Source organism: Paenibacillus tritici, assembly GCF_018207515.1.
In the GTDB taxonomy this organism is placed as follows: Bacteria; Bacillota; Bacilli; order Paenibacillales; family Paenibacillaceae; genus Paenibacillus_AQ; species Paenibacillus_AQ tritici.
Genome location: NZ_CP073365.1, coordinates 5,258,330 through 5,283,826, shown reverse-complemented (window position 1 = coordinate 5,283,826; position 25,497 = coordinate 5,258,330). Strand labels below are relative to the sequence as shown.

General features: G+C 51.8%; 19 protein-coding genes and 1 pseudogene. 12 read left to right on the top strand and 8 right to left on the bottom strand.

The window, feature by feature from the left end; all coding sequences use genetic code 11:
• Window positions 1-10 precede the first annotated feature (10 nt).
• From KDC22_RS22830 to KDC22_RS22815, 4 genes are all read left to right on the top strand, one after another.
• Window positions 11-1,366 carry a 2-hydroxycarboxylate transporter family protein gene (locus tag KDC22_RS22830; protein ID WP_211720432.1) on the top strand — a complete coding sequence of 452 codons (1,356 nt, stop codon included), beginning with the start codon at window positions 11-13 and terminating at the stop codon, window positions 1,364-1,366.
• Between the two features lie 82 nt (window positions 1,367-1,448).
• Window positions 1,449-2,612, top strand: coding sequence for an NAD(P)-dependent malic enzyme (locus KDC22_RS22825; protein WP_246553767.1), 1,164 nt, complete (start codon window positions 1,449-1,451; stop codon window positions 2,610-2,612).
• A gap of 168 nt (window positions 2,613-2,780) precedes the next feature.
• The gene (locus KDC22_RS22820; RefSeq protein WP_211720430.1) at window positions 2,781-3,845 is read left to right on the top strand and encodes a suppressor of fused domain protein; all 1,065 of its coding nucleotides are present in this window, start codon (window positions 2,781-2,783) and stop codon (window positions 3,843-3,845) included.
• A gap of 176 nt (window positions 3,846-4,021) precedes the next feature.
• The gene (locus KDC22_RS22815) at window positions 4,022-5,176 is read left to right on the top strand and encodes an AI-2E family transporter (protein WP_211720429.1); all 1,155 of its coding nucleotides are present in this window, start codon (window positions 4,022-4,024) and stop codon (window positions 5,174-5,176) included.
• Window positions 5,177-6,034: 858 nt separating this feature from the next.
• Here KDC22_RS22815 and KDC22_RS22810 read toward each other — a convergent pair.
• Window positions 6,035-6,949, bottom strand: a complete 915-nt coding sequence (locus tag KDC22_RS22810; protein WP_211720428.1) for a copper amine oxidase N-terminal domain-containing protein — start codon at window positions 6,947-6,949, stop codon at window positions 6,035-6,037.
• Between the two features lie 267 nt (window positions 6,950-7,216).
• Here KDC22_RS22810 and KDC22_RS22805 point away from each other — a divergent pair, with 267 nt between their 5' ends.
• Entirely contained in the window at window positions 7,217-7,672 is a 456-nt protein-coding gene (locus KDC22_RS22805) for a hypothetical protein (protein ID WP_211720427.1), read from the top strand.
• A 91-nt stretch (window positions 7,673-7,763) separates the two neighbouring features.
• Window positions 7,764-7,844, top strand: a pseudogene (locus KDC22_RS33885) (Spo0E family sporulation regulatory protein-aspartic acid phosphatase); the annotation flags it as partial.
• A 141-nt stretch (window positions 7,845-7,985) separates the two neighbouring features.
• Here the strand turns inward: KDC22_RS33885 and KDC22_RS22795 are convergent.
• The 4 genes from KDC22_RS22795 to KDC22_RS22780 all read right to left on the bottom strand — a co-directional run bounded on the left by KDC22_RS22795 (window position 7,986) and on the right by KDC22_RS22780 (window position 11,060).
• Entirely contained in the window at window positions 7,986-8,729 is a 744-nt protein-coding gene (locus tag KDC22_RS22795) for an amino acid ABC transporter ATP-binding protein (RefSeq protein ID WP_281424928.1), read from the bottom strand.
• Window positions 8,730-8,744: 15 nt separating this feature from the next.
• Window positions 8,745-9,404 carry an amino acid ABC transporter permease gene (locus KDC22_RS22790; protein WP_211720426.1) on the bottom strand — a complete coding sequence of 220 codons (660 nt, stop codon included), beginning with the start codon at window positions 9,402-9,404 and terminating at the stop codon, window positions 8,745-8,747.
• 3 nt (window positions 9,405-9,407) lie between these two features.
• Entirely contained in the window at window positions 9,408-10,178 is a 771-nt protein-coding gene (locus tag KDC22_RS22785; RefSeq protein WP_211720425.1) for an amino acid ABC transporter substrate-binding protein, read from the bottom strand.
• A gap of 240 nt (window positions 10,179-10,418) precedes the next feature.
• Complete coding sequence (locus KDC22_RS22780) at window positions 10,419-11,060, bottom strand: pectate lyase (protein WP_211724146.1); 642 nt, start codon at window positions 11,058-11,060, stop codon at window positions 10,419-10,421.
• A 296-nt stretch (window positions 11,061-11,356) separates the two neighbouring features.
• Between KDC22_RS22780 and KDC22_RS22775 the strand changes: the two genes are divergently transcribed.
• The gene (locus KDC22_RS22775; RefSeq protein ID WP_211720424.1) at window positions 11,357-12,037 is read left to right on the top strand and encodes a GDSL-type esterase/lipase family protein; all 681 of its coding nucleotides are present in this window, start codon (window positions 11,357-11,359) and stop codon (window positions 12,035-12,037) included.
• A gap of 44 nt (window positions 12,038-12,081) precedes the next feature.
• On the opposite strand, the gene KDC22_RS22770 is transcribed toward KDC22_RS22775, so the two are convergent.
• From KDC22_RS22770 to KDC22_RS22760, 3 genes are all read right to left on the bottom strand, one after another.
• Complete coding sequence (locus KDC22_RS22770) at window positions 12,082-13,281, bottom strand: MFS transporter (RefSeq protein WP_211724145.1); 1,200 nt, start codon at window positions 13,279-13,281, stop codon at window positions 12,082-12,084.
• Between the two features lie 266 nt (window positions 13,282-13,547).
• Window positions 13,548-15,671: an alpha-helical endospore appendage domain-containing protein gene (locus KDC22_RS22765; protein ID WP_211720423.1), complete on the bottom strand. Its 2,124-nt coding sequence runs from the start codon at window positions 15,669-15,671 to the stop codon at window positions 13,548-13,550.
• Window positions 15,672-15,865: 194 nt separating this feature from the next.
• Complete coding sequence (locus tag KDC22_RS22760; RefSeq protein ID WP_211720422.1) at window positions 15,866-16,699, bottom strand: AraC family transcriptional regulator; 834 nt, start codon at window positions 16,697-16,699, stop codon at window positions 15,866-15,868.
• A 217-nt stretch (window positions 16,700-16,916) separates the two neighbouring features.
• On the opposite strand from KDC22_RS22760, the gene KDC22_RS22755 reads away from it, so the two are divergent.
• From KDC22_RS22755 to treR, 5 genes are all read left to right on the top strand, one after another.
• Window positions 16,917-17,576 carry a ThuA domain-containing protein gene (locus tag KDC22_RS22755; protein ID WP_211720421.1) on the top strand — a complete coding sequence of 220 codons (660 nt, stop codon included), beginning with the start codon at window positions 16,917-16,919 and terminating at the stop codon, window positions 17,574-17,576.
• A 26-nt stretch (window positions 17,577-17,602) separates the two neighbouring features.
• Window positions 17,603-18,706: a Gfo/Idh/MocA family protein gene (locus tag KDC22_RS22750; RefSeq protein WP_211720420.1), complete on the top strand. Its 1,104-nt coding sequence runs from the start codon at window positions 17,603-17,605 to the stop codon at window positions 18,704-18,706.
• A 1,415-nt stretch (window positions 18,707-20,121) separates the two neighbouring features.
• Entirely contained in the window at window positions 20,122-21,846 is a 1,725-nt protein-coding gene (gene treC, locus KDC22_RS22745; protein WP_211720419.1) for an alpha,alpha-phosphotrehalase, read from the top strand.
• Between the two features lie 77 nt (window positions 21,847-21,923).
• Window positions 21,924-23,906, top strand: a complete 1,983-nt coding sequence (gene treP / locus KDC22_RS22740) for a PTS system trehalose-specific EIIBC component (RefSeq protein ID WP_211720418.1) — start codon at window positions 21,924-21,926, stop codon at window positions 23,904-23,906.
• A 559-nt stretch (window positions 23,907-24,465) separates the two neighbouring features.
• Complete coding sequence (treR, locus tag KDC22_RS22735; RefSeq protein ID WP_211720417.1) at window positions 24,466-25,185, top strand: trehalose operon repressor; 720 nt, start codon at window positions 24,466-24,468, stop codon at window positions 25,183-25,185.
• Window positions 25,186-25,497: the final 312 nt, after the last annotated feature.

The window sequence follows — 25,497 nt, the reverse complement described above, 5'->3', positions numbered from 1 at the left end:
TAAGGTAAACATGCAAAAAGCAATTCAGCCCCCGCTTTCGGTACCGGATCAGCAGCATGTACTGAAGCAAGGAGAACAAGGCTTGGCCCAGCGGATCATGCAATTGAAAGTAGGCGTCATTCCGCTTCCGCTGTACGTGGTATTTGCACTTATTATTTTTGCGGCATCTGTACTTGGTGAACTGCCAAACGATATGATCGGCGGCTTTGCAGTAATTATCGTTCTGGGGGTGCTGCTCAGTGATCTGGGCTTCAAGCTTCCGGTTCTGAGGAACATCGGCGGCCCGGCCATCCTCTCATTAATGATTCCATCGTTCCTGGTGTTCTGGAATGTGCTTGACCCTTCGGTCCTCGAATCGGTCAACACCCTGATGAAAACGTCGAACTTCCTCTACCTGTATATCTCTATTCTGGTAGCCGGAAGTATTACTGGCATGAACCGTACCACACTCATCAGCGGGTTCATCCGCATCTTCATCCCGATGATGGCCGGAACGCTGGCTGCGGTTGGTGTGGGGCTGGGCGTAGGAATGCTGCTCGGTTATAGCGCACACCGGACCTTATTCTACATTATCGTACCGATTATAGGCGGCGGCGTCGGCGAAGGGATTCTCCCGCTGTCCATCGCGTTCTCGCAGATTCTTGGCGGTGAGTCCGGCGCTTATGTGGCTCAGATGATTCCAGCGGCGGTAATCGGTAACGTGTTTGCCATTATTGGTGCGGGACTGCTCAAAAGAATGGCTGATAAGAATCCGTCCATTACCGGTAATGGTGTCCTGGTAAAAGCGAAGGACGGACAGAAGCTGGCGGGCAGCACGTATGACAGTATGAAGCCGGACTTCCTGCTGATGGGCGCGGGCCTGCTGTTCGCCTGCGGATTGTTCATCACTGGACACTTGCTGTCGCCGTTTGTCGGCGTTCCAGGTCCGATCCTGATGATCTTCACAGCAGCATTATTGAAGATTTCCAAGCTGCTCCCGTCCAAAATCGAGCAAGGCGCTTATCAGCTCTACAAGCTTGTGTCCGGTACTTTAACCTGGCCGCTCATGGTCGGCCTGGGGATGCTGTACATTCCGTTGAAGGATGTCGCAGCCCTGATCTCGCTTCCTTATATTATTGTCTGCGCTACCGTTATCGTGGCGATGACGATCACCGGCTATTTTACCGGCAAATGGGTCAACATGTATCCGGTCGAAGCGGCCATTGTCACCGGCTGCCGCGGCGGCCTCGGCGGAACGGGCGATGTGGCGATTCTGTCTGCTTCAGGACGTATGGAGCTGATGCCATTCGCACAGATCTCAACGCGTATCGGCGGAGCCATTACCGTTGTTGCTGCGACGCTGCTCATTGCTGTATGGGGCGGTTAAGCGGTGCGGATATCGTCAAAGGATTGAACAAGCGGTTAACCAGTTGAACGGAGGAGATATTGTGGAATTATTAGAAGAAATCATGTTGCTGCATCAGGGCGGCAAGCTCGAGACTACCCTGAAGCATCCGATTCTGTGCAAGGAGGACCTGTCCAAAGTCTACACCCCGGGTGTGGCAAAGGTCTGTCAGGCGATTGCCCTCGATCAATCCCAGGCCTATGAGCTAACAACGAAGAAGAATACCGTAGCTGTTATATCCGACGGAACTGCTGTGCTGGGACTTGGGGATATCGGGCCGAAGGCGGCCATGCCGGTAATGGAAGGCAAAGCCGCGCTGTTCAAGCAGTTCGCAGATGTGGATGCCGTGCCGATCTGTCTCGATACCAAGGATACGGAAGAGATCATTGCGATTGTAAAAGCGCTTGCCCCGACCTTCGGCGGCATTAATCTCGAAGATATTTCCTCTCCGCGCTGTTTCGAGATTGAAGCAAGATTAAGAGCGGAGCTGGATATTCCGGTCTTCCATGATGACCAGCATGGTACGGCAATTGTCGTAACTGCCGGACTACTGAACGCACTCAAGGTATGCGGCAAGGATATTAAGGATGTCAAAATCGTAGTCAACGGCATAGGTGCAGCAGGCATCTCCGTCTCCAAAATGCTGCTGCATGCCGGAGCGGTGAACCTGATCGGCGTGGACCGGGAGGGCGCGATTAACCGGCTTGCGAATTATGAGCGCAGCCACTGGAGTGATTACGCCCAGATTACGAACCCTTATCTTGAAATCGGAAGTCTGTCCGATGTCATTAAAGGCGCGGATGTCTTCATCGGAGTCTCTGCACCGGATGTGCTGAAGCTGGAAGATGTGCTGAACATGGCCGCAGATTCGATTGTGTTCGCCATGGCGAATCCGAACCCGGAGATTGATCCCGCGATTGCTGCGCCGCATGTAAGAGTAATGGCGACGGGCCGCTCCGATTATCCGAACCAGATTAATAATGTGCTGTGCTTCCCGGGAATATTCAGAGGGGCGCTGGATTGTGAAGCCACGGATATCAATGACGATATGAAGCTGGCGGCAGCAGAGGCGATTTCCTCGGTGATTGATCCGTCCGAGCTGCACGAGAATTATATTATTCCCGATGCCTTTGATCCCAGAGTAGTAGAGAGAATCCGCATGGCTGTAGCCGAGGCAGCATCCAAAAGCGGCGTAGCCAGAAAAAACCTGCTGGTTGGCGTAAACTAATTACTGAAACGGCAAGCTCAACGAATGAGCTTGCCGTTTTTTTGCTGCGGCTATAGGGGGAGGGCTGAGCTGGATACTGCGCTGGTTATGCCAGCGGAATTACGGGTAATCAATGGGAGATTCAGGGCCGGACACGAACGTTCGGGCTATACATAGGAGGGAACGAACATGAGCGAGGAAGAAGTGGAAGCAACCGGCTGGGATGCCATTGAAGATCAGATGAAGAGGTTGTACGGACAGCAGGAGCCGAAGCATTATGCTGCAATGCTGCCATATAGGCTGGGGGGTAAAGACCCGCTGAGCGGAATCAGTGCCTATGAAGCGCAGCAGCCTTATCCGCATTGGCATTTCGTAACCTTCGGTTTCTCTGAGCTGTATGATAAGGAGTCGGAGAACCTCGAATATAGCGGCTACGGCTTCGAGCTGACCTTCCGGCTGGCCCGCAGTGCAGAGGAACAGGAGCCTCCGGGTTGGGGCATCAGTCTGCTCCAGAATATGGCCCGGTATGTATTCTCCAGCGGGAATATCTTTGCCTCTGGTCATTATCTGGATGCGAACGGACCCATCTGTCTGGGCGCGGACACCCGGCTGACTGCGCTGGCTTTCATTGATGACCCTGAGCTTCCAGCCGTGGATACGCCTAATGGACGGGTTGAATTTCTGCAGATGGTGGGAATTACAGCAGATGAACTTGAAGCCATGATGACCTGGAATACGACCTCATTCCTGCACGCCAGCGAGGAGATGCTTCCCGCATATATCACCGATCTTGCCCGGGATTCGCTGCTCCGGCTTCCGGCCATTAAGGAAGCAGTCCGCCTGGGCATCGAGCGTGACGGGTCCCAGACGGGTATCCTGTATGTAGATGAATTGGGCTTCGAGCCTGCAAAAGGCCATCTGTTAGGCACCGCACCGGCGGTCCTGACCATGGGGGCTCGGCAGGCCGCGTCCGTAGCCAGCCTGCTGCGCGGACGATTGCTGAAGGGGAAGCCGCTGAGGTTAACCTGCCCGAAGCTGCAGATCTTGCTGGAACCGGCTGAAGAGACTAGCTGTGTACAGGACGGGGAGACCGTCCGTATCCGCCTGAGTGAAGCGGCTATCCTGGAGCTGGAAACGAAGCTCCAGCCCAAGGAAGGCGAATTCCGGCTGTCCACCGCCAAAGAACTGAAGGTGCAGGTAAGAAAGACCTACATCAAAGACCAAGAGGGCAACGTGGTAGAGACCATCGGCTAACCTGCGCTGACGGCAGCTTCATTCTAGCGGGACTTCCGTTTCGATGGTGATCATGCGTTCACTCCATCCCGAATCTTTAGCTTTTCTTTAGACTTAGTTTAGTCTGAATTAAGAATGACCGACTATATTTAAGGGACAAAGAAAATCTGCTCAAAATATGGGAACGGGAGTCAACCATGGTCAAATTGAATTTATTTATCCGTATTTGCGTTGCAGTGCTGCTGGTGCTGGGCATTATCTATGTAGGCTCGCTGGTGAATTTTATTTTTAACCCGATTATCTCGCTCTTCAACGTCGTGATTGTGCCGTTGATGCTGGCCGTCTTCTTCTATTATCTGCTTCGTCCGTTGATTGATTACCTGTCCTCGCGCAAGCTGAACCGTTCCTTAGCCATCCTGCTGGTCTACCTGGTTATCGCTGTTCTGCTGCTGGGATTCACGGTAGGCGTCTGGCCTTCGCTGCAGAATCAGCTGTTGAATCTGGCTAATAATATGCCCGGTGTGCTGAGGGCGGTGGGCGATCAGCTGAGTAAGCTGGAGAACAGTGAACTGCTGTCGAATCTGATCCCCGCGAATATGAATCTGTCCAGCCAATTGATGGGCTATCTGAACAAAGGCTTCTCGCTGGCGTCGGTATATGTGTCCGGACTATTCTCCTTCGTCTCCAATTTCGCGATTGTGCTCTTTACCTTTCCGATCCTGCTGTTCTATATGCTGAAGGAGGGCGGGAAGTTCGGCGACAAGCTCGTGAGCTTCTTCCCCAAGCGGTATCATGAGGAGGGTGCGGGGGTTATTGCTGAAATCGACGGGGTAATGGGCAGCTTCATCGTCGGCAGAGTGCTGGTCAATCTGGCGCTGGGTGTCCTGATGTACATCGGGTTCCTGATCATCGGCCTGCCGTATGCGCTATTGCTGACGCTGGTTGCTGTGCTGATGAACTTTATCCCGTTTATCGGAGCGATTCTGTCCACTGTGCCGATCTTCATCTTCGGCTTGATTGAGTCACCGTCTACGGCCATCTGGTCCATGGTAGTGGTGCTTGTCGCGCAGCAGATTCAGGATAACCTGGTAGCCCCTTATATCTTCGGCAAAAGCATGGATATCCATCCGCTGACGACCATCATTCTGGTCCTGGCCGGAGGCGATTTCGGCGGAATTATCGGCATTCTGGTGATTATTCCGGTCTATATGATGCTCAAGATCATCACCGTCAAGCTCTATCAGCTGTTCATCCGCAAGCGCTGGGAAGAAGAGCCCGCTGTGCCCGGCGAACCCGTGCCAGGAGAACCGGTTCCCGGGGAAACGGCGCCTTCTGCGGGAGCAGGGGAGTGAGGGTGGGGTTGGTATACAATAAGGAAGAGTAAGGAGGAGTAAGGAAGATAAAGGAAGATAAAGGAAGATAAAGGAAGATAAATGAAGATAAAGGAAGATAAAGGAAGATAAAGGAAGATAAAGGAAGATAAAGGAAGATAAAGGGTGGAAAAGGGCGGAGTTGGGGATGGGTTAAGAAGAGTAAGGAAGAGTAAGGAAGAGTAAGGAAGAGTATGTGCTAAGTTAGGGCTAAGGTTGGGTGACTAAGGGAGAGTATGTGCTAAGTTAGGGCTAAGGTTGGGTAGAGTAAGGGAGAGTATGTGCTAAGTTAGAGCTAAGGTTGGGTAGAGTAAGGGAGAGTATGTGCTAAGTTAGAGCTAGTTTAGGTAGAGTGAGGAAGATTTTGTGTTGAGTTAGGCTGGTGTAAGAGAAGAGGTGGAAAAAAGGCACTTAATTCTGACGGAATGGAGTATTGCGGGTAAGTAGTTGGAAAAAGTACACTTAATATTCCATATATTAAGGATTTAGTGGAAATCGGATTGAGTAAGTGCTGTTTATCCAACTACGTTCTGTAATTGCACCAAAGGCTCGAAATTAGATGTACTAATTCCACTTAGCTTATCCGCCGTCCCAAGCACGGTACGCGCACTGGGATAGACCAGTTACTTATCAAAGCCAAACAAACTTATCCGAGCCGACCGAACAAATCGTATCGTCCTTTTGAAGGGCGGCTACATGGCACCCAATAAGGTGAAGAGATTATATGATCCATTAATGATCACAGACCGCGAATTTGCCTATATTCAAGTTAGAGTCCCTTTATAAGAAGCGGGCAACGCCTGAGTTGAGTGGCGTTGCCCGCTTTGTGTGCGGAAAAGCTTAAGACTTCTTTTCTTCAGGAATGTCGAAAAACTGATTTAATTCCATTCCCTTTGTCCCTAAGGTACTTACTTTCCCGTTAGGTTCAATAAACCCGTAATTCGCTTCTCCGACATGGCCCATAAAGTGGAAAAATACGATGCGACTTGTTATTTTGGGGAGTTCGCCGTCCTGGTTGGTAATTTTTCGGAGCAGGAAGAACAGGCCGTTTGAACCTGATTCTGAATTAAAGGTGGCCGTCCATTTTTCTTCGCTATGGTTACCTGCAACCACATAGTACGAGATGCCGTTGCCCCCGGACAAGAAAAATTGGTCCGCTTTTCCTTCCGGGAAATAATACTCTTGATTACCACCCTCATTGTCAGTGATTTTGAAGGCTTCCAGTGAGCTAACACGGGGGAATTTCAGCGCTGCGGTTCGGGCTTCGGCCAGGCTGGACGAGGCGAGTTGTTCTTTTAGCTCTTTATTGGGTTTAGCAACGAATACAACCCGTTGTTTGGGATTCCACAGGACATAGGCCCCGGTGGATTCCGCGATGAAACGCAAGGGAACCATGACACGCCCTTGCTTCAAGGTCGAAGCCGCCTCCAATTTCACTTCCTTATTCTCGATCTTTGCTGTTTTTTGTCCTGCCACTAAGGTGGTGATTTCACCATTTCGGGTAAGGGTGACCGTCTTGGATGAATTATTCCATTGTACCGAGCTGCCGGGTATTTGTTGGGCCACTTGCAATGGAACCATGGTGGTGCCATTGGTAATATAGGTGGCTACATCTGTATCCGCGAAACTATTATTTATCCTAATTCCGATGGTTGAAGAAGCGGCTGAAGCCGATCCTGTATTCAGGGCGTTTCCCGCAATCAGCAGGGACGCAATGAGTGCTCCGATGAACCCATTTTTCAAATACTTGTTCACGTTTGATCTCCTCCTTATTCCATTTTTAGTTATTTACTCCCTGTAAGTTAGACACACAAAAACCAGAAATGTTACTCTACTAAAAAAGTAAAACAAACACACCAGAATCAATGCTTAACATGATTTTCGGTGTAAGGTTCCCAAATAGGAAAAGTAAGAGATAGAATAAATGTTATATTGCTCTAGTATTTTCACTCTGGTTGTGCGGAAAGCACCAACAGGTTTATGATAGTAAATGTTGGAAGAGAACGTGAAAATACAAAAAGAATGGAGAGTGAGATGATGAATTTGAAAAAAAAGACCTCTCTTATTTTAGTTGCAATATTCATACTAATTGTTGGTACGGGATTCGCTATCTATACTAACCAAACCAATAACAGAGTGGATTCTACAGAAGAAGTTAATCAAATCAAATCGGATGTTTTAACCCAAGTTTCTTTGGCTTTTGATATTGATAAAGAACATTACTATGTATGTGATATTGAGACTCTTAATGATAAGTTGGCGGAGCTTTACAAGGATGACGAAAATATCTCAAAACTTATTTATGAAGAATATTATAATGAGAAATATGAGAAAGCATCTCCAACTGTGATTTTAATTAACAAAGACTTAAAAGACGTAATTTTGGGCTTTATAAACAAAAATAATGAAAAAGTATCATCTACTATATTTCAGGGCAGTAATGGAGAATGGGAAACATCGGTTGCATCAAAAAAATAAAATGAATTTTAGGAACTAGGCAAACCATTCCAAATGTGTGATTCCTAAAAGGTTTTTTCGTAGTTGGGTAACTCTTGTTAGACGAAAGGAAATGAACGGGTTGGTTAAAGAATACGGTTTATTGGATGATCGCATATTGAAGAAATCGAGGGAATTGGATCGTCTATTAAACGAATACCAAAGATTAGTTGTACATATGGAGGTTATAGAATCGTTGGGAGAAAAAGAAGAAAAAGGACTCGCATTAAACAAAGTCCTTTTAAGTGCTAAACGAAGCGCTACTTTTTTTGGTCTCTACAAGCTTCCCGAATACCTACTCCCGCATCAAAAACGCCCGCGTACGCTCCAGCTTCGGGTTGCCGAAGATCTCGTCGGGTGTGCCCGACTCGGCGATCTCTCCGTTGTCCATGAAGAAGACGCGGTCGGCGACATCGCGGGCGAAGCTCATCTCATGCGTGACGATTATCATCGTCATGTTCTCCTCGGCAAGCTGGCGGATGACACGCAATACCTCGCCGGTCAATTCAGGATCGAGCGCCGAGGTCGGCTCGTCGAACAGGAGAATGTCCGGGCTTAGCATCATTGCCCGGGCAATAGCCACGCGCTGCTTCTGTCCGCCTGACAGCGTGGAGGGGTAGACATCCGCTTTGTCAGCCAGACCTACTTTGGCGAGCAGCTCCCGGCTTTTGGCCGTGATCTGCTGCACACTCTCGCGCTTCAGCGTTCTCGGAGCCAGCTCCAGGTTATCTCTTACGCTAAGATGCGGAAAGAGATTGAAGTGCTGAAACACCATGCCCATGGTCGAGGTGATTTCCCTAATCGCTGTGCTGCTGGTGTAGCTGCCGTTCTCGACAAGCATTTTGCCGCAGATCGAGATGCTTCCTCCAGTGACCTCTTCCAGATGCACCAGACTGCGGAGCATGGTGCTTTTGCCGGAGCCGGAAGGTCCGATCACGGCAACGACTTCACCGGGGGTGACGTCAAAAGTGATTTGCTTCAGCACATCCAGACTGCCGAAGGATTTCTGTAATTGCCGTACTTCAATCATACTGCTCATAGCCTAACAGCCCTTCTATTCAAATTTGAAACGTTTCTCCAGCATCTTGAAGAATAGCGTAAGCACCAGCGTCATCAGCAGATAAATGACGCCCGCTACGACAAAGGGAGTGACGGTAAAATCACGGTTCACCGCGGTTTTGGCGAAATTCAGCAGCTCAGGCACAGCCACGGCATACAGTAGAGCCGTGTCCTTAACCAAGGTGATGGACTCATTGGCGACCGCAGGTAGAGCCACCCGGAACATCTGGGCCAGAATTACCTTGCGCAGGGTCTGCCATTTGCTGAGTCCGAGCACCTTGGCGGCCTCATGCTGGCCTTTATCAATCGAGAGCAGCCCGCCACGGAAAATCTCGGCGAAATAAGCGCCGTAATTCAGAATAAACCCAAGGCTGGCCGCCACAAAACGGTCCATGACCAGATATTGCCCGATCACGGGGATCTGCGGCAAGCCAAAACAAAAGAAGAAAAGCTGCAGCAGCAGCGGAGTTCCGCGCATGACGTAAATATAAGTGTGTGCGATCCAAGCCAGCGGCTTAACTGTGCTTTTGGCCATCAGGGTGACTAGCATCCCGAGCGGAATGGACAATACGATTACGATCAGGAACAGCAGCACCGTGGTCCGGGCGCCTTCCAGCATCGGTCCGGAAATTCTGATAATATATTCGATATTCATGTCTTAGTTCAGAACCTTGTTCTCGCCGAACCATTTGGTGGAGATATCAGCGGCGGTGCCGTCACTGCTCAGCTCGTCCAGCGCCTTCTGCAGCTCCGCCAGCAGGTCTTCATTGCCTTTCTTGATGCCAATGCCATATTGCTCAGGGGCCAGTGATTCTTCCATCAGCTTATACGTGTCCGGTTCCTTGGCTATGTAATATCTGGCCACAACCTCATCAATGACGACTCCATCCAGACGCCCGGACTTCAGGTCGGTCAGAGCCAGCACATTATCTGTGAATTCGGACACGCCTGCAAGCTCCGCCTTGATCGGATTCGCATCCAGGGCATCGGCAGCGGAGGAGAGGCTTTGCAGTCCGATTTCGTGGCCGGCCAGATCCTGAAGCTTAGTCAGCGCTGAATCCGCCAGCACAACTACTACCTGACTATTCTCCAGATAGGGCTTGGTGAATAATACCTTGTCCTTACGCTCATCCGTGATGGTGTATCCGTTCCAGATCATATCAATCCGTCCGCTGTTCAGCTCCGACTCCTTGGCGGACCAGTCAATCGGCTGGAAGGTGACCTCTCGGCCCATCTTCGCGGCAGCCGCCTTGGCATAGTCAATATCGAAGCCGACAATCTCATTGTTATCATCTCTGAAGCCCATCGGGGCAAATTTGTCGTCGATGCCGATCACCAGCTCCCCGTCCTTGCCTCCTGAACTGGAACAGCCGGCGATTACGGCAACGGCCAGTATTACGAATAGAACCCATATTCCTTGTCTCTTCATCTCTCTAATCCCCCTAGTAGATTGCATGCAGCATCGGTTACTTTAGTTCGTTAATACGTTATCAGTTTATCATGATAGCATATCACGCGAGCTACTGTCGATAGAGTTGAGAGAGGCAGATGTGTCCAAAATAGATCAAATCGCAGACTGAAACCGCCTCCATCCCGGCGAAGCCGAAAGGGAGGCGGTTAGTGGAAATCTGTGTATAGTTTACGCCAGCTTAACTAACCTAAGCTAACCTCAATATGGCGTATTGCCCGATTGGCTGGTCTTGCCCGAGGCAAAACCCTTGAACAGGGTAGGCACATTGCGGTAGCGGGTATTGGTGATCCGGGCGGCGCTGCTGCTGCTGTCTGTGCGGAAGATGGAATCCTTAACATTCGATATATCCGAGTTGTCCAGGGTGAAGTTCACGGCATAGGAGGTGCCGCCGTTCTGACGGGCCAGCTTGCCGATATCGTCGGCTCTGAAGTTCTTGATGTTGATGGTGCCCGCAGCGTTCGCCTGGAATACTTTATCGTAAGCTTTGTACGCACCGCCGCCTGTGATATTGACTGTACCGGAGGCCTTCAGCGTCAATGCGTCCTCGCCGACATCCTGCCAGGTCACATTGGAGAGGGTTGCATTTCCATAACAGTGCACCCCGTCTGCGCCGGGAGCGCCGATAATTACATTTTTAAGGGTAGCATTCTTTTCCAGCCGGAAGATGGGCTTCTGGTTCTCTGCCTGGCTGCCGTCGCCAAGGGTACTCGGATTGGCCACATAAGTCTGGCCGCTGCCGTTAAAGGTCTGGCCTGCCGGAACTACAATCGTAGCATTGACCACAATGGGGGTCGCGGCAGATACCTTGGGAGGACTGGCAACATAGAACGAAGACAACATGACAACCGACAGAAGCAAGCCTACAACCTTTTTCAAAAAACATTCCGCCCTTCAACAGTAGAATTGAGGTCCGGCGTACCGGTACCTTGCGGGCAATCGAGCCAGATGTGCACCTCTGACCGCACCCGATATCTAAGGTATTTCGGAACACGTGTGCATAGAACAAAAACCTTACATGGAGATGAATTAGCATATTTCGGACATCATTGGGACGGAGTCACAAGCTTGGGAATGAAGTATAACCATAGTAGAATAGTAGAATAGTAGCGAAGAGTATCAGAACGGAGGAGATTAGATTGACCCAGGAAGAGCTTGACGAGATGATGGAGCTTCAGTGGCAGAGAGAGAAAGAAGAGAAGGTGAAGAAGTATTCTATTCTGAATACATATGCCAAGAAGGGGCAGACAGTACTGGCGGGCTCCTCGCTGATGGAGTTTTTTCCGGTGAATGAATTACAGCAGACGCTGGAGAAGCAGCCGATTCTGTATAACCGCGGGATTGCAGGCTATGTGACACGTGAATTATTGGAGTCGCTGGAGGAGTGTGTGCTGGAGCTTGCGCCTTCCAGGCTGTTCATTAATATTGGCACCAACGACATCAGCTCAGCGGATGGTGAATATGAGCTCGGGAAGCTGCTTGCGAATTACGATGAAATTCTGACCAGGATTGCCGCAAGGCTGCCAGAGTGCAAGGTGTATGTCATGGCGTATTATCCGGTGAACGCCAAGGCCGACTTTCCCGGGATGGATGAGGAGATGCGAGAGAACTACTTCAGAACGAGAACCAATGCGACGCTGCTGGAAGCGAATCGGGCCGTGGAGGAGCTTGCGCTTAAGCATGGATATCTGTTCATTAATGTCAATGAAGGGTTAACTGACGAAGAAGGGAACTTGAAGGAAGAGTACACGATGGACGGTGTTCATATGTACGGGAACGGGTACGCGGTGGTGCTGCAACAGCTTCAGGCATATTTGTAAAAGGCAGGAGCAGAGGGGGGCTGCTGCCCTCCCTAATCCGGCTCTCAGATCAATTCCTGTCTCCGCTTCAAATATACATACAGCACAATCCCCGACACGGAGCAGACGGCCGCGCATAAGCCGATGAAGCCGTACCCCGCCTGAAGACCGCGCAGCAGGCCAAGCTCTGAAGTACTGCCGTATACTCCTTTGACGGTCTCAATCACCCAGCCGATGATGTAATTGCCGATGACGCTTCCGAGACCCATCAACGTGACGACAAAGGTAATGGCTGTATCGCTTCCGTTCGGGTAACGGCGGGCAATAAAAGCCATCACGGTAGGATAGATAATAGCGATTCCGGCCCCGGATATAGCGAAGAGAAAGGCGAGACTTTCCCCGCCAGCCAAGGCGATGAAGGTACAGACCGCCGAGAAGCAGGAGAAGATAATCAGCGAGAGTACGAAGCCGATCTTGTCTGTCAGCGGGCCGATCAACAGCCTTCCCAGCGAGAAGAGCAGGAAGAAGGCCGACAATAAGCCGGAAGCGCGGACAGTATCCCAGGCATAGGCTTTTTCCAGAAAATTAACCAGCCAGCCGCCCACGGCCAGCTCCGAGACAACGCCGAACGACAGAATCATCACCATCATCCAGAGCGCGGGATCACGCATCAGGGTACGGAAGGAGGTACGGTCCTCATTCGGCAGATCATCACCGGGAAACGTGCCGCGCAGCGCCGACAGGATCGGCAGAAGACACAGCGACAGCATGACCAGATACATCCCCCGCCAGTCCAGCGTATGCCCGAGTACACTCAGCGACATCACCCCGGTAGCCAATAACGGTGCTACAGTCGAGCTTAGTCCATAGAAGAAATGGGACAGGTTCATCATCATCCCCGTGTTTTTGACGAAAATACGTGCCCCCAGAATCGCCAGTCCAATCTCCAGCATCCCGTTCCCGATGTACATCAGGAAGTAAGAGGAAGCGAACAGCGGATAGCTGTGAGACAGAAAAATCAGCACTCCCGAGAGGACCATGGAGGCGAACGAAATAATAGTGACTGCCTTGATGCCCCATTTGCGGACAAGCACTGCGGTGAACGAGCAGGCGATCAGATAGCCAAGCGCATTCAGGGAGAGCAGCGTGCCGAGCTGTCCTTCATTAAGGTTGAAGGCCAGCTGAATCCGCGGGATGGCGGGTCCTTTAATATTTTCGGAGATGCCAAAGACTACGAAGCCGAGAAAAATGGTTACGAGCTGCATGATATAGACGGTGTTGCGTTTGCTTGCAGAGTTGCGGGACTGAGCCTTCAAGGTAAAGTGCCTCCTGAGTCATTGCTTGTTGGAATACGTGTATTGTAGTTAGTTTTCGGGGAAAGGGCAAGGGTTGATTGTTCGATCTCCATAACAAATGAAAAGCTCGCACAGGCAGGATATGATAACTTTCCCACGATGTACGAGCGTTTACGTCTTTGCATTAAAAATGATTGATCCGCATTGAAAGACTGCGTGGAGTGGGCGGTTGTTGATTATTTTAACATTACTACTGTTACTTCACTAGAACTTCCACGCATAGTTACACTAGCCGATATACTTCGAACCGTTAAAATGGCATTAGGTGCACCTAATAGATTAATAATAGCAGTAGAACTTTGATTAACATTGGAATTCGTGGTTAAGGTCTGGGTACCGGCAATGGGAGTTGTTAGATTTCTATAGAATTGAAAAGAGGAATTGTTGGTACTAGTAGCCACAGAAAACATAGCCAAATAGATATGATTACCGGCCAGAGTAATTTGCCCTTTGGTCGTACCTGTAGTAGAGAGTGTGATATTGTTTCCTACTCTTGTTGTAACGGTGTCAAAGGGTACGGGGCCTGAAGGATTAATGACAGCATTTGTTGACAGGGTAGCGAATAAAAGCTCAGTGGATAATACTCCGGTCGGGCCAGTGTGGCCAGTCGGGCCGATGTGACCGGTAGCCCCGGTAGCACCAGTAGCACCAGTAGCACCGGTAGCCCCGGTAGCACCAGTAGCACCAGTAGCCCCGGTAGCGCCAGTAGCACCAGTGGTTCCGGTGACGCCGGTAGTCCCGGTGGCCCCAGTAGCGCCGGTAGTGCCGGTGGCGCCGGTAGCCCCGGTAGGGCCGGTAGCTCCGGTAGCGCCGGTAGTGCCGGTGGCTCCGGTAGCGCCAGTAGAGCCGGTGGCGCCAGTAGTGCCTGTGGCTCCGGTAGCGCCGGTAGCGCCTGTGGCTCCGGTATCGCCGGTGGCTCCGGTAGTGCCGGTAGCACCAGTGGCCCCGGTAGCGCCGGTAGCCCCGGTAGCCCCGGTAGGGCCGGTGGCCCCGGTGGCGCCAGTAGGACCGGTGGCGCCAGTAGGGCCGGTAGCGCCGGTAGCGCCGGTAGCGCCGGTAGCGCCCGTGGCGCCGGTGGCTCCGGTAGCGCCAGTAGGGCCGGTAGCACCAGTGGCTCCGGTAGGGCCGGTAGGGCCGGTAGCGCCGGTAGCGCCTGTGGCTCCGGTAGCACCGGTAACGCCGGTGGCTCCGGTAGTGCCGGTAGCACCAGTGGCCCCGGTAGCGCCGGTAGCCCCGGTAGCCCCGGTAGGGCCGGTGGCCCCGGTAGCGCCAGTAGAGCCGGTGGCGCCAGTAGCACCGGTATCGCCTGTGGCTCCGGTATCGCCTGTGGCGCCGGTATCGCCTGTGGCGCCGGTAGCGCCGGTAGCACCAGTGGCCCCGGTGGCGCCAGTAGGACCGGTGGCGCCAGTAGGGCCGGTAGCGCCGGTAGCGCCGGTAGCGCCGGTAGCGCCGGTAGCGCCGGTAGCGCCGGTAGCGCCGGTAGCGCCGGTAGCGCCGGTAGCGCCCGTGGCGCCGGTGGCTCCGGTAGCGCCGGTGGCTCCGGTAGCGCCAGTAGGGCCGGTAGCACCAGTGGCTCCGGTAGGGCCGGTAGCCCCGGTAGCGCCGGCTCCTGTTGCTCCTGTCGGTCCCGTCGGTCCTCGTTCACCGATGGGAATCCAGTCAGTGTAGGTGACCCCGCCATCTTGGCTGCTGCGGTAGTAGAGGGAAGGATTGGAGATGTAGAGCTGCTGCACATAATTGCCTACGCGGGAGACATAGATAGTCCAGACGGCAGAATGGTCGACGCCGGTTGGTCCATCTGGCGGCTCCGGACCGTTCGGGTTCGACGAGCTATAGACACCGGGATCGTTATAATTAGCCATCGTGCTGCCGGAGGGTTCATTATTGTTAATGGGGAAGACGTCGTTGTCGGCATCCAGCACAACATCGCCGGTTAGGCCGTTGACACTGGTAACGGCCCCCGCGGCCCCGGTAGGTCCAGCAGGGCCGGTAGGTCCGACCAAGGATGGAATGTTGGCGGCGGTCTTGAGCTTGGAATCGAGCATTATCTCCTGCCGGAAGATGCTGTCCAGCATGGCCTGGGCGCTGTTATTGACCTCCAGCACCTGGGCCAGCGTGGCTGGGGGACCGCTGATCCCCGGGAGCGTACCCAGAGCGAATTGTATTTTCTCGCCTTCTGCGTTAATGATATGGGCTAGTCCAAGCTCTTCCATGGCTATAGAAGAGAAGAGGAGATTGATGACATCATCCCTAGATAATGTAATCGAAGGAGTGAGGTTTGGAATATTGGGATTGGACATGGATACGCCTCCTTATTACTGGGGATATATTAATATATTCGCAGTTTCTATTTTGGCAACGTATATGAACCTATTACAGTAAGCCTACAGTACAAACAGAGTGGAGTAAGAATGTTCCATGAATCGCAAAAACAACCCCGCAAGGATACTCTCCTGTGCGAGGTTTTTAACTCTCTCTTTAAGCATATTTCATTCTATCGCAGCTCGCTAGGTGTCCGCAGCTTGACCTGCTTAAACACACGGTTGAAGGTACGGATATTGGAAAAGCCGCATTCCAGCGCGATGTCCAGAATGGTTTTGTCGGTATCCAGCAGCAGCCGTTCTGCCTGGTTGACGCGGATGCTGTTCAGGTACGCCACGTAGCTCATGCCTGAGATGCTTTTGAAGAAGCGGGAGAAATAGAACAGGCTCATATTGGCGTGCCGCGCGGCGTCGGCCAGGGTGATGGGGTGCATGTAATGGACGTCGAGGTATTCCAGCACCTCCTGCATGATCTTCATATTCGTAATGCGCCGCTTGTCCTTGTGAGGGTTGACGATATCCAGAGGCATATGCCGCAGGAGCAACGCGCACAGCTCATGCAAAAGCCCGGTCATCAGTTGTTCGTGATGCGGAAGCTTCCGGGTATGTTCCTGGAGCAGCTCCTGCATGATCGCGGGCAGGCGGTGATAGGTAATCTCAACTTCCGGTGTAGACGGCTGGTTCTCCAGAAAAGGGGACATCAGCCGCATATTTAAGGGCCAGCCTGCAGGATATCCGATCAGGGATGGATTGAAAATAATCATCAGCAGCTTAGACTGGCTGTTCTTGCTGTCATAATAATGAATATCGCCGCTGCTGCATACGGCCAGATCCCCTGCGGCCAGCACCCGTGTCTCGGAGTTAATCCCCATGCGGATGGAGCCCTCCAGGACATAGACAATCTCCAGATCATGATGCCAGTGGGCCAGGAAATCTATATTGTGACTTACAAAGGCGGTGAAGGGGAACGCCGATCCATACGTTCTGTTCTCGTGAAAAGCTCTCATGATTGCTCCTGTTCTCATCCTCCCGGCGATTTCCCCAGGAAGCGGTTTCAGTGATGCTCTGCTATTCGCAGGATACAACCTTAAATTTAGCAAAAAATGACCATTCCCACAAGCAAAATGACGAGCAGAAATGCCCGCAATGGATTACAATTTCTTCAGGTAAGTTTAATCATTCTACAACCCAAATTTAATCTTAAGATACAAAGGAGAGCTTGATATGGCAAAGAAGGCATTGATTGTAAAAGGTGGATGGGACGGGCATGAACCGAATGAGGTAGGGGCGCTTTTTGCAGATATCCTCACCAATGAAGGATTCGAGGTTGAAGTGTCGGATACGCTGGACAGCTTCAACGATGCCGAGGCGCTGAAGGCTCTGAATCTGATTGTGCCGGTGTGGACGATGGGCGAGATCCAAGGGGAGCAGTGTGCGTCGGTTCTGGCGGCGGTGGCTTCCGGCGTAGGTATTGCAGGCTGTCACGGCGGGATGTGCGACTCCTTCCGTACCAATACAGAATGGCAATTTTTGACCGGATCACAATGGGTGGCGCATCCCTTCAACGATGGAGTGGATTATGAAGTGAATATCGTGAAATCTGGCTCCAGCCCGATTGTCGAGGGTATGCAGGACTTCATGGTGAAGTCAGAGCAGTATTATCTGCATGTTGATCCGGCGGTGAATGTACTGGCTACCACTACTTTTGTAATGAGCGAAGGGGAGCATTCGGCCAACGGTGTCATCACAATGCCGGTGGTCTATACGAAGAAATGGGGTCAGGGCAAGGTATTCTATAACGCGCTTGGACATCATGCGGATGTATTCGATATTCCGGAAGCCAAGGAACTGATGCGTCGGGGCTTCTTGTGGGCAGCCAAATAATAAACCGGGACAAGGTGGGAAACAGCGTGCGTAAAGTAAAGGTAGGGATCGTCGGCTGCGGAAATATCAGCAGTATTTATTTTGAGAATTTGACCGGAACCTTCGTGAATACAGAGGTCTATGCCTGTTCGGATCTTAACCTGGAGCGGGCACAGCAGGCAGCGGAGACCTATGGAGTCCCTAATGTCTGGACGACAGAGGAGCTGCTCGCTTCAGACGAGATTGAGATTGTCGTGAATCTGACGACGCCTAATTATCATTTCGAGGTGTGCAGGCAGGCTCTGCTCGCAGGCAAGCATGTGTATGTGGAGAAGCCGCTGTCGCTGTCGCTTGAGCATGGGACGGAGCTGGTTCAGCTGGCACAGGAAAAAGGGTTGTTCCTCGGCTGCGCCCCGGATACCTTCCTTGGTGGAGGTTTGCAGACCTGCGCGAAGCTGATTGCGGACGGCTATATCGGCGAGCCGGTAGCAGCCACGGCCTTCATGCTCTGCCATGGTCATGAGAGCTGGCACCCGGACCCTGAATTCTATTATCAGGCCGGAGGCGGCCCGATGTTTGACATGGGTCCGTACTATCTGACGGCTCTGGTGTCCTTGCTGGGCCCGGCTACAACGGTCTGCGGCATGACCAAAACCTCCTTCCCCACCCGGACGATCACGAGTGAGAAGAAGTTCGGCAAGGTGGTGGATGTCGAAGTGCCTACGCATGTGGCCGGAACGATTCAGTTCGCCAGCGGTGCCGTGGCTACGATGATTACCAGCTTCGATGTCTGGCACAGCACGCTGCCGCGAATCGAAATCTACGGCTCGCTGGGCACCTTGATTGTACCGGACCCGAATACCTTCAGCGGACCCATCCTGCTGCGTCCGGCGCATAGCCCGGACTTCAAGGAAATCCCGGTGGTTCACAGCTATGAGGGGAACAGCCGGGGCATCGGCGTGGCCGATATGGCCCGCTGTATCGAGACCGGAGAGACCCCGCGCGCTAACGGCGAGCTGGCGAATCATGTGCTGGAGATCATGCACGCCTTCCACACCAGCTCCGATTCCAAGCGTTACGCCGAGCTGACCACCACCTGCGAGCAGCCAAAGCTGCTGCCGCTGGGTCTGGTTAAGGGGTATTTGGAGTAACCAGGAGTAAGAGAGTTATGGAGATATAAAGAGATATTCAGAGATAAAAGAGGTATAGAAAGATACAGAAAGATACAGAAAGATACAGAAAGATACAGAGAGATTCAAAGAGGTATAAAGAGTTACAGTGAGGTGAAGAGGACTAGTAATAGGCAGCGTTTCTGTCTCCGGCATCCGGGGAGGGGGCGCTGTTTTTTTATTGTTTGGGAATTTATGAGAGTGCACCCGAATTCACCTGATGCGTGCTAATAAGCTAATGAGGAGCAATAGTGCACCTGAATTTAGTGAGTGCGTGCTAAATCAGCTAATGAAGAGCAGTAGTGCACTTGAATTCGGTGGGCGCGTGCTAAATGAGCTAATGAAGAGCAGTAGTGCACCTGAATTTAGTGAGCGCGTGCTAAATAAGCTAATGAAGAGCAGTAGTGCACCTGAATTCGGCGGACGCGTGCTAAAGGAGCCAATGAAAAGTAATTAGTGCACCTCATTATGCCGGATGCCGCCAGAAGTAGACGAATGGAGAAGGGGGAGGGCAATCTGTACTTCGTCTCGTCGCGCCAACTGCGGAACAAAGTCGCTGTCCCTCGCCACGCCATCGCGCTGCTGACTGCTTGAAGCAAGTGGAAAAAGGGCACTTGCTTTAACGCAGAATGACAAAAGTAGGACAACGAGTGGAAAAAGTACATTTAATTTTGCTTCAAATGCCCAGAGGCAGGGGAATGGAACCTAGTAGATGCTGTTTATCCAATTAAATTCCCTCTGAAGCCTATTTGACGGAATTTAAATGTACAATTTCCACCTGCTTACCTTATATCCGCGAGTATCCTGCCGCCAGCTATCAATCAATCAATCAACTAACTACCTCTCAACTACCTATCAATCAACTAACTATCAACTAACTACCTCTCAACTACCTATCAATCAACTATCTACCCACTAGCTATCTATCCACTACCTACCAACTACCTATCAATCAACTATCTATCTACTACCTACCAACTACCTATCAATCAACTATCAATCAACTATCTACCCACTATCTACCTAATTAACTACCCATCTAATACTCCACCATCTACCAAATCACCCGTTAATCCCCTGCCGGGCCAGCTACTTATCCACTCTTGATCCACCCACTAAATCACCCGTTAAATCACCTGCTAATTATACTCCGCAAGGATAACCGGTAATCGGAGTTGAGCTGGGGGCAGCAATGCTGCGACTGCAGTTCGCTCATGGCAGTCAGTATTATATGCATTATCCTCCAATAGTCAACTCTGCAACATCTTCCAACAGTCAGCCATATTGACAACCTGTATATACAGGTTTACACTGTGTGAGGTGTTTGATCTTGTATATACAAGTGTAATGAATGACAATAAAGCGATTTTTGCTGGAGGACAACACAGAAATTCTACATGGAGGTGCTAACTTTGAGCCAAGCCCGGCATTCGGAATGGTGGCGGCGGTCCACAGTGTATCAGGTGTACCCGAAGAGCTTCAAGGATACGACAGGTAGCGGAACAGGAGATATAAGAGGTCTGACGGAGAAGCTGGATTATTTGCAGGAGCTGGGGATTGATATCGTCTGGCTGCAGCCGGTTTATGTCTCGCCCGGACATGATAACGGTTACGATGTTGCCGACTATGAGCGGATTAACCCGGATTTCGGTACGATGGAGGATTTTGACGAGCTTGTGGAGGAGCTGCACCGGCGCGGAATGAAGCTGATGACGGATATCGTTGTCAATCATACCTCGACGGAGCATGAGTGGTTTAAGCAGTCCATTTCCAGCAAGGATAATCCGTACCGTGATTATTATATCTGGAGAGACCCGGCTCCCGGCGGCGGCTTGCCGAACAACTGGCAGTCCAAGTTCGGCGGACCCGCCTGGCAGTTCGATGAAGCTTCCGGCCAATATTATCTTACCTTGTTCGACAAAACACAGGCTGATCTGAACTGGGAGAACGAGCAGGTCCGCCAAGCGGTGAATGAGATGATGCTGTTCTGGGCCCGCAAAGGGGTGGACGGCTTCCGGATGGATGTCATTAACTTAATCTCCAAGGACCAGCGCTTCCCGGACGATGACGGTAGTGTGCCACCGGGGGACGGGCGGAAATTCTACACCGATGGTCCACGTGTCCATGAATACATCAGGGCGATGTATGATGAGGTGTTTGGCCCGCATGAGATGATCACGGTCGGCGAAATGTCCTCCACTACGCTCGAACAGTGCATCCGGTATTCCAACCCGGAGCAGCGGGAATTCTCTATGACCTTCAACTTCCATCATCTGAAGGTGGATTATCCGAACGGCCGGAAGTGGGAGTTGATGCCCTACGATTTCGAGGCTTTAAAACGGCTGTTCAGTGAATGGCAGATCGGCATGCAGGAGGGCGGGGGCTGGAACGCTTTGTTTTTCAACAATCATGATCAGCCACGTGCCCTCTCCAGATTCACCGACGATAAGACTTACCGCGAAGAAAGCGCCAAGCTGCTGGCAACAACACTGCATGGGCTTCAGGGCACACCGTATATCTACCAGGGTGAAGAAATCGGGATGCCGAATCCGAGATGGAAGAGCATCGAAGAGTTCCGTGATATTGAATCGCTGAACATGTACCGTATTCTCTGTGAGCAGGGGGCAACCCCAGAGGAAGCTCTTGCTATCCTTCAGGAACGCTCGCGGGATAATTCACGTACCCCGATGCAGTGGGAGGACAGCACGAATGCCGGATTCACTACCGGTACACCTTGGCTGAAGGTGGATGAACGTTACCCGGATATCAATGTGCAGAGGGAGCTGGAGCGGCCGGATTCTATCTTCCATCACTACCGCAAGCTGATTGCTCTGCGCAAAAAACATGCGGTCTTCATCGAAGGCTTATACCGCAGGCTGGACGATGGGCATCCCGAGGTGTTCGCATATGCACGGACGGGAGACGGTGAGGCGCTTGTGGTGGTCTCGAACTTCAGCAGCAAAGAGATTACGTTCCGGCTGCCGGACAATCACTGGGCTGCATTAAGTGCGGGAAGCAAGGATAAGCTTCTGCTAGGCAATACGGAAGAGGATCTTGCATTCACGCAAGAGCTGCGGTTAAGCCCGTACGCCTCATATATGTGGCTGATCAGTCAGAACTGAGGAAGTCATTCCTAAGGGAATATACTTATAGAAGCAATATCAACTAAACATTTATCAACTACGCGAGGAGTGAAAATATGGCTATAGACCGCAAAAATGTTGAAGAGATTGTCCGGGCGGTTGGAGGCAAGGAGAATATTGAGGTTGCGACGCATTGTGTGACCCGGCTAAGATTCTCGCTCTATGACGAGAGCAAGGTGGATTCGGCCGCGCTGGACGCAAATGACCTGGTCAAAGGACAATTTTCTTCCCAGGGGCAATTCCAGATTGTGATCGGACCGGGAACGGTAGATAAAGTATATGATGAGATGATTCAACTGACCGGCGGTGCCCGTTCCTCCAAGGATGAGGTGAAATCTGCCGCTGCCCGCAACCAGAATCCGCTTCAGCGGGCGATTAAGACGCTGGCCGATATTTTCATTCCGATTCTTCCGGCCATCGTCACTGCTGGTCTGTTGCTTGGGATCAATAATCTGCTGACGGGCCCGGGGATTTTCTTCAGCCAGTCGCTGGTGGATGTCTATCCGCAGTGGAAGGATATCGCCGCGATTATCAATACGATTGCCAGCACGGCATTTACCTTCTTGCCTGCGCTGATCGGCTGGGCGGCCGTGACCCGCTTCGGGGGCAGTCCGCTGCTCGGGATTGTGTTAGGACTTATTCTGGTTCATCCGGATTTATTAAGTGCTTACGGATACGCAGAATCCTCTACGAACGGGACCGTTCCGACCTGGAACCTGTTCGGCTGGCATCTGGAGCGGATCGGTTATCAGGGACAGGTATTGCCGGTCCTGGTATCGGCTTATATTCTGGCCCGCATTGAGAAGTTCCTGAATAAGCGGGTCCATGATTCTGTCAAACTACTGGTGGTAGCGCCGGTGACTCTGCTGATTACAGGGTTCCTGGCCTTCACCATCATCGGTCCGGTTACGTTCGGTATTGCCAATGCAATCACCTCCGGGCTGGTCTATATATTCGATCATTTCGCAATTCTGGGCGGCGTAATCTACGGGGGATTCTATGCATTGCTGGTTATTACGGGGATGCATCACACGTTCCTGGCCGTGGATGTTCAGCTTATCGGCAGCGAAGGCGGCACCTTCCTCTGGCCGATGCTGGCTCTCTCCAACATTGCCCAGGGTGCTGCGGCGCTCGCCATGATCTTCGTAGTCAGAGAACAGAAGACGAAAGGTCTGGCTGTAACGTCCTCCATCTCGGCATTCCTCGGTGTCACCGAGCCGGCGATCTTCGGGGTGAATATCCGCTACCGCTACCCGTTCATCTTCGGGATGATCGGCTCTGCCCTAGCTGGAGTGCTGCTGACCATCAATCAGGTTCGCGCAACTTCCATTGGCGTAGGGGGAGTTCCCGGATTCCTGTCGATTTTCCCTAACCAGTGGGGAGTGTTCTTCATCGGAATGGCTATCGTGCTGATCGTGCCGTTTGTAGCCACTGTGCTGTATGGCCGGGCAGCCGTGCAGCGGGCCGCGAACAAACCGGAAGCGGCTGGAGTAAGCGCGGCGGTATCCGGTCCAACAGACACAAGCAACGAGCTGAATAGCCGCAGCTCCGTTCAAGGCTCGCAGGAGCCGGTGAATATTCTGGAGCTGGCGTCACCGCTGAGCGGAACTGCGGTACCGCTGGAGCAGGTTCCTGATCCCGCTTTTGCCGAGAAGCAAATGGGTGAAGGAATTGCCATTGAACCTTCGGAGGGCAAGGTATACGCTCCATTCGATGCTACCGTTGCCCATGTAATTAAGAGCAAACATGCGCTAATTCTGGAGCACGCCAGCGGTGTCCAGGTGCTGATTCATGTAGGGATCAACACTGTGTCGCTCAAAGGCAGCGGGTTCACCGCGCGCAAAAATATCGGGGATAAGGTACAGGCCGGCGAGCTTTTGCTGGAATTCGATATGGACGCCATCCGCGCCGCCGGTTACCCGATCATTACCCCGATTATTATCCCTGCCGGGCAGGAGATGGTGGAGCGGATCGAGGAGAAGAGTGGACCTGTCACTGCGAAGCAGACGAGTATTCTAACGGTTCACCTCAAGGGGTAATCTGAGCGGAGCAGGTGAGAATGGTAAGGAGAGGAACAGCCCTGCGGGGCTGTTTTTCTATAGATGGGGGGAAGATAAGATGACTGGATGGCGGGGAAGTGGGGAGCGGGAAGAGAGGGATAAATCCCGCTGAACCGGCTGAAAGTGGACGGGAAGTCCGAATGAAGTGTATAAATACACTTGAATTCCTTAAAGTTGGCCGACGAACCTGAATGAGGAGTATAAATACACTTTAATTCCTTAAAGTTGGCGGACGAGGTCGAATGAGGTGTATAAGTACACTTGAATCCCCAAAAGTTGGCGGACGAGCCCAAATGAAGTGTATAAATACACTTGAATCCCTAAAAGTTAGCGGACGAGCCTCAATGAGGTGTAAAAATACCCTTGAATCCCCAAAAGTTGGCGTAGGAGCCCAAATGAAGTGTATAAATACACTTAAATACCCAAAAGTTGGTGGACGAGCCTCAATGAGGTGTATAAATGCACTCACCCGTGAGTAATCAGTTTGTTCATAACCAGCTAAGCAAGGGCGTGTTACAATATAGGACGGTGATTATAAATGAGAGAAAATATATATTTACAGATTTACGCGGAATACAGCAGCCGCATCCAATCAGGCCAGTTAACGCCAGGGACTAAGCTGCCTTCCGAGAGTGAGCTGGCGGAGGCCTACAAGACTTCGCGGGAGACCGTGCGCAAAGCGCTGAACCTGTTGTTCCGTGAGGGGTACATCAACAAAATCAAAGGCAGAGGCTCCTTCGTGCTGGATAGGACCCGGATGGACTTTCCGGTGACCGGGCTGATATCCTTCCAGGAAATGTCCGGGACTCTCGGGGTACCCTCACGGACCCTTGTGGAGGAGACGGTTCTGGAGCCGGCGGGCTCCTTGTTGGCCAGTCAGCTTCACATTGCCGGGGATACTCCGGTCTGGAAGGTGATCCGCGCCAGAGAGATTGAAGAAGAGCGGATTATTCTGGACAAGGACTATTTCCGCGCCGATATTGTTCCCTTCCTGAGCAAGGAGATCGCAGAAGGCTCTATTTACGAATATCTGGAGACCGGGCTGGGGCTGAAGATCAGTTATGCGAAAAAGCTGATCTCTGTGGAGCCCTCAACCGAGGAGGATGGCCGCCTGCTGGATCTGAAAAAATACGAACATATTGTGGTAGTGCGGAACTACGTGTATCTGGAGAACACCGTGCTGTTTCAATACACCGAATCCAGACACCGGCTGGACAAATTTCAGTTCGTGGATTTTGCCAGAAGGGTGAGGCAGTAGGAGGTTTTGAATACGGCGGATTAGAGAGATTGAGCTTGTATTTTCTAGTATGGAATTGCAGTGACTCCAGAGAATGTTTGACCTCCGGCCGCGGCAGTTAAGCTATATTAGCAATGCTTGTAGCAGCGCACCATTACCAAGCTGAGGGCCGTCCCGCAAGGTCAGATGATGACTGGGGACGGCCCTCTTTTTTTGTCGGCTGAGAGTACTTGGGGCTACCGCTAAACTCAGCAAAAAATGACCATTTGCTCTAGCAAAATGGCGAGCAGGGAGTTTTTATATAGATTACAATCGGAGAAGGGCGGCATGTCT